This window comes from Paenibacillus sp. LC231, from assembly GCF_001860525.1.
GTDB lineage: Bacteria > Bacillota > Bacilli > Paenibacillales > Paenibacillaceae > Paenibacillus_AQ.
In genome coordinates this window covers 21045-30154 of sequence record NZ_JFOM01000031.1, presented here as the reverse complement: position 1 = coordinate 30154, position 9110 = coordinate 21045, and the positions used below count along the sequence as shown (strand labels likewise).

Annotated in this window: 7 protein-coding genes and 3 pseudogenes; 1 reads left to right on the top strand and 9 read right to left on the bottom strand. The window is 40.3% G+C overall.

Going from position 1 to position 9110, the window contains the following annotated elements; all coding sequences use genetic code 11:
* The 8 genes and pseudogenes from AK95_RS34250 to AK95_RS20625 all read right to left on the bottom strand — a co-directional run.
* Window positions 1-71, bottom strand: a pseudogene (locus AK95_RS34250) (IS200/IS605 family transposase); the annotation flags it as partial.
* A 536-nt stretch (window positions 72-607) separates the two neighbouring features.
* The gene (locus AK95_RS20650) at window positions 608-1630 is read right to left on the bottom strand and encodes an NADP-dependent oxidoreductase (RefSeq protein ID WP_201259416.1); all 1023 of its coding nucleotides are present in this window, start codon (window positions 1628-1630) and stop codon (window positions 608-610) included.
* Window positions 1631-1717: 87 nt separating this feature from the next.
* Window positions 1718-2800: an alkene reductase gene (locus AK95_RS20645; protein ID WP_071221797.1), complete on the bottom strand. Its 1083-nt coding sequence runs from the start codon at window positions 2798-2800 to the stop codon at window positions 1718-1720.
* 56 nt (window positions 2801-2856) lie between these two features.
* A pseudogene (locus tag AK95_RS20640) lies at window positions 2857-3642 on the bottom strand (SDR family NAD(P)-dependent oxidoreductase).
* Window positions 3639-4340 carry an SDR family oxidoreductase gene (locus tag AK95_RS20635; protein ID WP_071221796.1) on the bottom strand — a complete coding sequence of 234 codons (702 nt, stop codon included), beginning with the start codon at window positions 4338-4340 and terminating at the stop codon, window positions 3639-3641. Before AK95_RS20635 ends, AK95_RS20640 begins: the two are co-directional and overlap by 4 nt.
* 321 nt (window positions 4341-4661) lie before the next feature.
* Window positions 4662-5240, bottom strand: coding sequence for a TetR/AcrR family transcriptional regulator (locus AK95_RS20630; RefSeq protein ID WP_071221795.1), 579 nt, complete (start codon window positions 5238-5240; stop codon window positions 4662-4664).
* A 430-nt stretch (window positions 5241-5670) separates the two neighbouring features.
* Window positions 5671-5819, bottom strand: a pseudogene (locus tag AK95_RS34940) (DUF6366 family protein).
* A gap of 309 nt (window positions 5820-6128) precedes the next feature.
* On the bottom strand, window positions 6129-6839 hold the full coding sequence (locus tag AK95_RS20625; RefSeq protein WP_071221794.1) for a hypothetical protein: 711 nt from the start codon (window positions 6837-6839) through the stop codon (window positions 6129-6131).
* Window positions 6840-7134: 295 nt separating this feature from the next.
* On the opposite strand from AK95_RS20625, the gene AK95_RS20620 reads away from it, so the two are divergent.
* Window positions 7135-7875, top strand: a complete 741-nt coding sequence (locus AK95_RS20620; protein ID WP_071221793.1) for a CPBP family intramembrane glutamic endopeptidase — start codon at window positions 7135-7137, stop codon at window positions 7873-7875.
* A gap of 325 nt (window positions 7876-8200) precedes the next feature.
* On the opposite strand, the gene AK95_RS20615 is transcribed toward AK95_RS20620, so the two are convergent.
* The gene (locus AK95_RS20615) at window positions 8201-8710 is read right to left on the bottom strand and encodes a hypothetical protein (RefSeq protein WP_071221792.1); all 510 of its coding nucleotides are present in this window, start codon (window positions 8708-8710) and stop codon (window positions 8201-8203) included.
* Window positions 8711-9110: the final 400 nt, after the last annotated feature.

Genomic DNA, 9110 nt, shown 5'->3' with positions numbered 1-9110 from the left:
TTCGGGGTAAATACAATGTGGTATTTGCACATCCACTTTGTGTGAGCTAGGCTGTAGCTCTTGGTTGCCATTTGAGACCATTCCTTTCTTTGAGCCTGAACATCTCAATTTTATTGGAATGGTCTCAATGGTCAAACCCTCAATCCCTCCACCCGCATAGCGGGTGGTTTTTTGTTTCGCGCGTTTCACGCACTCAACTGGCTAAAGCCATAACAAAAAAGCCGCTAAATTAGCGACTTTCTATGGGACCATGTTCTGGTCCCCCGACAGGATTGACGGGCACTTTATCTCTGTTCATTGATTTACTTCTTCAGTACCAAGAGCATCTTTCTCACCTACGAAGCCAGATCGATGCCCTTGCTGAAGAAGTTGAAGCTTATCAGATTATCCAATAATCGATTCCCTCCACAGCTCACTTAATTTCATAACAAAACCTCCCTTTAGAAGCTATTAAATCTAGTTTGCTTCTACGGAGAGGTTTTAATAATCAGGGGCGTATTGAACTAGCGTTATCCGTTAGCGTAATCAGCCAAATGCTACGAAGCGTGAATGCGGAATTATGCAAAGACCCCCTTCGAGCTATTTCCAAAATTTATATGTCCGCTCCTTAAAAGGTTACAATCACTTTTCCTTCGGAGTGACCAGTAGAAACTTTAATTAAAGCCTTGTTAATGTCATCAAAATTATAAACTGAATCTATAGCCGGCTTAATATCTTCATCCTCAACTAATTTCGTCAGTTCTTGTAATTGCCTGCCATTGGCGGACACGAATAAGAAGCGATATTCTTTATTCTGTTTAGCTGCTAATCGATCTAAACGAGCACCTACTAAACCAAACAATAGCTTTTTCCATATTGGAAAGTTATTTTCAACAGCAAAGCGGTAATTGGGTAAAGCCTTCAATGAAACCAATTTCCCATGTGGTTTGAGAATAGCAAGTTCCGTTTTAATTTCTTTTATCCCTAAAGTATCGATAACATAATCGATATTAGATAGCAAATCAAAATAATTTTCCTCTTTATAGTTAATGAATTGATCAGCGCCGATGGACAGAGTACGTGATCTCCCTCTTTCACTGCCGCTCGTAATCACATATAACCCCATCGATTTGGCTATCGGGATAGCCATCGTACCAAAGCCGCCGGTTCCTCCAGGTATAAATAGTTTTTTATCGGGTTGAACATGAAGTACATCATGCAAGGCTTGATATGCAGTCAAAGCCGTGAGGGGTACCGCGGCGGCCTCAATAAAAGAAAGATTTTTAGGCATAACGGAAATCGCGTCCTCATGGACTGCCGCATACTCAGCAAAAGCTCCTATTTTATTTATTGGCAGCCTCGTATAAACGGGATCTCCAACCTTGAATTTCACAACATCTTTTCCAACAGCCTCAATAACGCCGGATAGTTCGTTTCCTAAAGTTAAAGGGAAGTCATAATCGGCAATCATGCGAATACTCCCATTTAATATAAGAATGTCTAAGGGATTTACACCTGCAGCTTTTACTTTGATAAGAACCTCATGGTTATTGATTTCCGGTATTTTTATATTGTTTATTTCTAATTGGATTTGTTTTGAATATTTTTTCATTTGTGCAGCTTTCAATTCTTCATCTTCTCCTTTTCTCATTTATCTTAATGCCACATTCGTATATTGGGAAAATTGATGGCGTACTTTAACTTGTACGCCATCATATAGCAATATCCATGTTGTTCTTTACTGTTGTTGAGATTGAAGTTCTTTCATCGTAGGATAATCTGTGTAACCCTCGCTTCCGTTGCCAGAGTACAATGTTTTACGATCTGCTTCATTCAAAGGAAAGCCTTCTTTAAGACGTTCAACTAAGTCTGGATTAGCTAATGACCACACCCCGACTGGCACCATATCAGCAAGGCCATTATCAATATCTACACTAAGATCATCTAGAGCCCGTCCAGCTCTATTGACTAATAAAGGATTTGGCCAGTTGTTGCGAATTTCACGAAGCAGTGTTTCGTTCCCTAAATGCATAACATGGAGGTAAGCTAAATTATATTGAGCTAATTCTTTTACAAGGTGAAGATAAACTTCAGGGCCGTGTTCGCCCTCATCAATTCCGTTAAGAGGTGTTCCCGGCGAAATACGGAAACCTGTTCGTTCTGCTCCAATTTCTTCAACGATTGCTTTCGTTACTTCAATTGCAAAGCGAGCACGGTTCTCTATCGATCCACCGTATTTATCCGATCGTGTATTAGAATTCTCCCCAAAAAATTGATTAATCAGATAACCATTGGCTCCGTGAATTTCAACGCCGTCAGCACCTGCTTTAATTGCTGCCACTGCTGCTTTCCGGAAGTCTGCAATTGTCGTCTGGATATCCTTTTCACTTAATTCTCTTGGAACGGGTATTTCCTGCATCCCTTTTGCCGTAAACATTTCTACACCGGGTTTGATCGCAGATGGTGCAACGGGTTGACGATGATGTGGTGTATTGTCTGGGTGCGAAACACGACCGACATGCATTAATTGGATAAAAATAAATCCACCTGCATCATGTACCGAGTCCGTAACCTTTTTCCAACCTTCAATATGTTTTTCCGTATAGATGCCCGGTGACCTTAAGTAACCTTGTCCATCATCAGAAGGTTGTGTGCCTTCACTAATAATTAAACCCATCGATGCTCTTTGTGCATAATAATGTGAAGTTAACTCTCCCGGCGTACCATCCTCGTGCGCTCTACTTCGTGTCATTGGTGCCATCGCTAATCGATGGGGTAATTCCAGGTTGCCAATTTTCGTTTTGCTCCACAGTTTTTCCATTTTAAAAACCCCTCTACAAATTGTGTTTGTTTTACTAACTCCACTGCCTTTTTCGATTATCGCTCCACTTTAGCCTGTGCGGATCTGACCGCATTTGTCATGAGCTTGCGAGGAAGCAACCGCGGCAAGAACGCCATGAACTTGTTGCGCCTCCCTGTTATGATTAAAGTCTTGCCCCGCAAGAATTCGCGATAGCCTATGTCAGCCACCTGCCCAACCTCCATGACGCCGCTTCTAAACAGCTTTGAGGTGGCTAGCCCAGCACGATCGACGAAGCCAGTCGCTGTCGCTCCCGGACAGAGTGCGGACACAGTCACGCCTGTGCCGCGCAGCTCATTCTCCAAAGCCTCAGTGAACGATAGCACGTACGCTTTTGTCGCGTAGTAAACTGCCATCAATGGCCCCGGGAAAAAAGCCACCAACGAAGCTACGTTCAGCACGCCCCCTTGGTGCCTTTTGACCATATCCGGTAAGAACACCTACGTCATTACAGTCAAAGCCTTGATATTAATGTCGATCATATTCGTTTCTTGTTCCAGCTGTGTCTCCAAGAATTCCCCGTACAAGCCGAAGCCCGCATTATTAACAAGAAAGTCGACGGTGATCCCATTTTCTTTAAGCTCCCTGTAGATTTCCTCCGCCACGCCAGGCAACGCAACATCTTTGGCGATGTATGTCGTTTGGACACGGTACTTTTCCCGATATTCCCTCGCGAGATCCACGAGCTTGTCCTCGCTGCGAGCGACCAGCACCAAGTCGTATCCGTCTTTGGCGAAACGATCCGCCAGCTCTTTTCCAATTCCGCCCGACGCTCCAGTAATTAGTACAGTTTTGCTCATCATTTAAGCTGTGGGTAAATAGCAGCTACACCGCCAGCGAGAGCACGCTGGAGTTGACGGCTCGGTTCATCAGCAAGAATTTCAAAGCTATCGGACTCTATTCCATCAATTGCAATTTTTGCAATATCAGCAGGGTTGGACTTCGGAGCTTCAACCCCTGATGTCATGTCTGTATCCATGAAGCCCACATGCAAGCCAGCTACTCTCACATTTTGAGGATACAGATTTAAGCGCAACTCGTTCGTCATTGCCCACGCAGCCGCCTTTGCAGCTGAATAAGCGCCTTCACTCCCGCCAATACTGAACCATGATAATGCGGAAAGGATATTCAGTATGGATCCTCCACCATTCTTAATAAGAATTGGTGCGAAATTGCGAATCATGGATAATGTGCCGAAGAAGTGCGTATTAAATTCCAACTGAATTTGATCGAGTTCACCGTCAAGCAAAGTAGCTCCTGTAGCCGATCCTGCATTGTTGATCAGAAGCGTAACATCTTGAGCGGCCATAGCAGCTGCAGCTACCTCTTGAGGGTTCGTAATATCAAGCTTTACAGGAATTGCACCGGGAATGTTAATGGACTGCGGATTTCTGGCTCCGGCATACACCTTAGCTCCTCTGGATAGAAGTTCAAGAGCGAGATGGCGACCAAAACCTCGATTCGCGCCAGTGACAAATGCAACTTGTTCAGAAATATTCATTTTCATGTGCTCCTTTTATTGTATTTTAATTATGAAATAGTTTTTGAAGCTATTCGGTCTGCGTTTTGATCTGCAGTATACGGTAAGCGAGTTATTGCTCGATATCCCCGCCCCTTATTGGGAACGATCGTTCTCAATATTGCAAAAAAAACTGCGTACCTTATCCTGTTGTTTTTGTGTGTTGTAGTTAAAGCAAAGCTTTAGAACTTCTTTTTGCGATTCCTTTTGAGAATGATCATTCTAAAATAGGTATAAAATAAATAGATCTGAAAGAGCATGGATTAGCATAAGGGAGACTTTTTGCATCTGAACTGACTACACTCATTCTTCCAAAAGTTTCATCGAAATATGAGTAATGCGGTGAAGCTTTTCTTTGGAAGCCGAGGTTCTTGCCATTACCCTTAACCCTATCCATACATTATGCAGGTATTCCGCCAATTCCTCGGCATTGTATGTGGAGGTGAATTCACCTTCACGCTGTCCCCAAAGAATAATCTCCTTGAGCACTTGCTCTGCTGTCGTGAATGATTTCGTGGACTTGTTGTCCACCTCGGCGTCGCGCGCCGCCAATTCTACGGCCGAATTCACCATTAAGCACCCGGCTGGCGAGTCCTCATCCCCTTCGATCATAAAACTAAAAATAAACTGTAATGCCTCCGATGCAGTCTTGGAACGTTTAACCCCTCCAGCAAGCGCGGCGCTGATTTTGTCGTCAAACCGATCCATCGCTTTTAGGAACAGATTGTGCTTATCGCCAAAAGTATCATACAAGCTTCTTCGATGAATGCCCATATGCTCAACCAACTCGGTCATGGACGTTTTCTCGTACCCCTGCTCCCAAAAGAGCCTCATCGCCTTATCCAAGACCTCGTTCTCTTCGAACTCCTTACTTCTCGCCATTCCCATCTCCCTCCCTCAAGTAATATAACATATTGAGAACGATCAGTAAAGAATCGTCATATGACATTATATTCCTACTGAGTTAGTTGTTCTATACTTCCACATATTGGAACTATCCTGCCCGTTAGTTTAATAAAAAGGCGTCTAATCATCTTTATTAGCCGCCGTCGATGACATCATATCGGGAATGTAACAATGTTCTTGTCATCTGTCGGGAATGTTATCAAGTTCTTATCATTGTGATTTGACAAGAACTTGATAACATGAATATAAAAAGCCGCTTAATTAGCGGCTTCTAATGTTACTATGTTTTTGTCACCCGACAACTAGATTTCTTTGATATTATACACATCATCTCATATTGTGTCACTCACAAAAGAATTAGACAGGCTTTCTCAAAAACTAAAACCATTAATAAAAATTCTCTTGCTTAAAAATATTGGGCAACTATAAGACCAACAATAATAACAATGATTAATACTAAAGTGCCTTTCCAACCTAAACTACTACTAAATCGACTAAACTATACTGAGCCCTACCATTTTCGTTATTTATATGACCAAATGGATTATCTTCCAATTCTTTTTGTCTTCGTCTTTCTCTTATTCTTTCAGGTGTTCATAATCTTTGCTCATTATTTACCTACCCCCTAGGTAAAAAAAAATAATTATATCCAATACCACTATATTGATGAAGGAATATAATTATAACATTATTATGTTATTTAATAGGATTTAATTGAACATTGATTGGATCTTAAACTATCCTGCCCGTTAGCTTAATGAAATTGCATGGAAACATAGTTAGATGCTTATCTAATCGGTAATCGGCTCATGTTCTTGTCCTTTTCGGCAATCGGTACAAGTTCTTGTCCCCCGACAACATGGATTAATTCTTGCTACCATCAACCGCGCTTTTAATATTTGTAAAGAAATACTCTAAACTAAGGACATCGGGATTCATTACTATTTTAGTAACTAGAACAAATGGTTTGAGAGCTATCTTCTTTGAGCCTGCAATGTTTTTAATAAAAGGTCCATCTTCTGGACTATAATCCCATTCCGCACCAAAATTTTGTTTTATAATCTCCCCGAAACAATAGCTTATTGAGTATATCTCCACTTTTGAAGCTTCTTGTTTTAGCATCTTGTCTAAGAAAGAAATTGATTCAATATTATCAAATTCAATACTATTTTTTCTGATAAATGACTGAAGTAATGGAGCCCACTCCTCTTTAAGAAAGTTATCCGGCGGGTTTTTTTTCTTAACTTTTATTTGTTCAAACCATTTTAAAGCATACTTTTCTGTTATATCTACTATCAATTTCAATTCTTCTTTTAAAGTAGATTCACCTGAAAAAACATGCACCTGTTCTATACGATCTCTCAAAAAGGCAATAGTATTTCTAGTAGAAGTACCCTTCCGATACTCACAACTTATAGCATTTTCATACCAATTGCTTTTTTCAATTTCGATGAACTCCTTTACTCCGCCAGACTCCCTTATAAAAGTCCAACCAGTATCTGATTTCTCATAGTTAAACCCAAGCTGGGCGAACCTATCTACTAAAATATCTTCAATACACTTAGTAATATTCATACATTCTCTCCCTCCGTCTGAAATTATGCATTACTGCAAAACATTTCGTTGAAGCAATATATTTTCAAAGCCTACACAATCTTTTCTTAAGCTCTACCTTTAGAGATCATAGCAAAACTGTTTCTCTAGACCCACCAGTTTTTTACAGTGTATTATCGAAATTGATCCAGAAAGGAACGCAATTGAAATCTATCTAAGCAAAGGGGGACAGTGATTCCACTAACGATGGTTTATATCTCATGTTCTATTGTAAAAAAAATGTTTGATAAATCATTCTGAAAGGAAGTTGCCCAAAATGTTAGAACAATTCATGGAATATTCGCTTCGAATTATGCCGGGTATCCTGTTATTAATGGGCGCTTATATTTTGTTGCCGAAGAATTCATTGGAATCAAGGTTATTTATACTTGTATTTGGGTTCATTCTAATACGGGATGCGATGACACCACTTGGATTTTGGAGATTCGGTGTAACTGAGAATACGGTATGGCTGCGTTTTATGAATGACGGATGGATATTATTCACTCTCGGGCTTGTCTCTCTCCTACTTACTCTTCTTATTGTTATATCTAATAAGAATTTATTAAGTCTTCTATTTTGGTATGGCAAACAGAGATTTGTCTCTATATTTGCCGGACTTTTGGGAACGTTAATCATAGCCATTCCGTTTGTTCTAATTTATTCCTTCATCACTATTGAAAATCGGGGGGGGACTGTTTCAACGAGTATTTTATTTCCATTACTTTTTATGGCATTATCCGGTAACTTACTGGAGGAGGTACTATTTCGAGGATATATACAGGGGTATTTCGAACGAATTGCCGGACCTTGGAAGGCAACTATAATCTCGGCAGTTCTTTTTGCTTCTGGACATATTTTTTTAGCCTCGACTGTTACAGATTTAGGTGCAACTTTACTTGTTTTTACACTGTATGAGGGAATGGTTTGTGCCTATATTCGGATGAAATATGGTATACTTCCATCTACTTTGACTCATGGACTCACTATTTTCTTACTGGCATCTGGGTTAATATAGAAATCTTCAACTCATTCTCATTTAATTCAGCGATTAAATCGCGGGCTGACGGATTAGCTGTGTACCTCTTTTTAGATTCCTTAACAGTATGAAAATTTGAATCTGTGGAAAATGAGTGAGATCTTCATTCTATATCACGTACCAGCTGCGATGTCATCAACAAACTATTCTGCCCGATAGTGCAACGTCGAAGGCAGCCGATCTTGTGGCCGTCTGCCGCAGTGTTCATTAAGCTTAGCTTCCCGTTAGTTGAATGATTTCCCTGAATTTTGATATGTTAGTTTAGATGTATTAAATTAATCAGTCTTTCATAGTTTTCTCTTGTTTAATTAGTTAAATGACCTTTATATAGCCATTGATCCCCAGTTTTCACAAAATCCATATAGATGGCAACATTTCCATCATCTACCTTTGCCAAAAATACTTGTACCTCATTCTCACTCACTGGTTCAAAACCGCGATACTCTAAGTTCCTAAACTCAATTGGTGATATGAGAGAAACATTCTGCTTGGAATCATCATCTTGTAAAGTATACGTTTCGGCCTGATCATCCCACTTCACTTCAGGGACAGATAATGTTGCTAAGACTTTGTAATCTTTATTATTCATAGCGCCAATTACTCTGAATGCTGCATTCAAAGGACCTGTAATAGCTCCCATGTCCATTTCACTCGACGTATTCTGAGCCGCTTCTAATTCAGCTTTAAGTTGCTCGTTTTCAGCATGAAGATCCTGAATTTTCTGATTATCTTGGGTAACAGGTAGATCTTCATCAGAATTACCACAAGCAGCCAATGCGAAAGCAAAAATAAACAACAATACAAATTTTCTCATCATATACCTCCTTGCATACGGATGTCCTATATCTTTATAAACGAGTAATGAGAAGTTTAGTTACGCTAATCTGCCCGTTACCTTAAAAAGCAACAAGTGCCAACTGAGCTCTTTTTAAGGTGTTACAAATTGCTCCATAGCTTGGTCGGTATAGGCTCACTCACTATTTTATTGTTAGTGTATCCTGACCGTTAGCTTAATGAAATTGCATAAAACCCAGTTAGATATTTATCTAATCGGTAATCGGACAATGTTCTTGTCCATTACGGCAATCGGTACAAGTTCTTGTCCTCGACTTGGGACAAGAACTTGTACCGATAAAACAAAAAAGTCGCTAAATTAGCGACTTTCTATGGGACCATGTTCTTGTCCCTCGACAAACCTCCCTTAAAAGAACTTT

Bases quoted from the DNA above. Each gene is read 5' to 3' on its own strand.
- AK95_RS20650 (WP_201259416.1), bottom strand. From the start codon at position 1,630: ATGAGAAAAGGAGAAGATGAAGAATTGAAAGCTGCACAAATGAAAAAA.
- AK95_RS20645 (WP_071221797.1), bottom strand. From the start codon at position 2,800: ATGGAAAAACTGTGGAGCAAAACGAAAATTGGCAACCTGGAATTACCC.
- AK95_RS20635 (WP_071221796.1), bottom strand. From the start codon at position 4,340: ATGAATATTTCTGAACAAGTTGCATTTGTCACTGGCGCGAATCGAGGT.
- AK95_RS20630 (WP_071221795.1), bottom strand. From the start codon at position 5,240: ATGGCGAGAAGTAAGGAGTTCGAAGAGAACGAGGTCTTGGATAAGGCG.
- AK95_RS20625 (WP_071221794.1), bottom strand. From the start codon at position 6,839: ATGAATATTACTAAGTGTATTGAAGATATTTTAGTAGATAGGTTCGCC.
- AK95_RS20620 (WP_071221793.1), top strand. From the start codon at position 7,135: ATGTTAGAACAATTCATGGAATATTCGCTTCGAATTATGCCGGGTATC.
- AK95_RS20615 (WP_071221792.1), bottom strand. From the start codon at position 8,710: ATGAGAAAATTTGTATTGTTGTTTATTTTTGCTTTCGCATTGGCTGCT.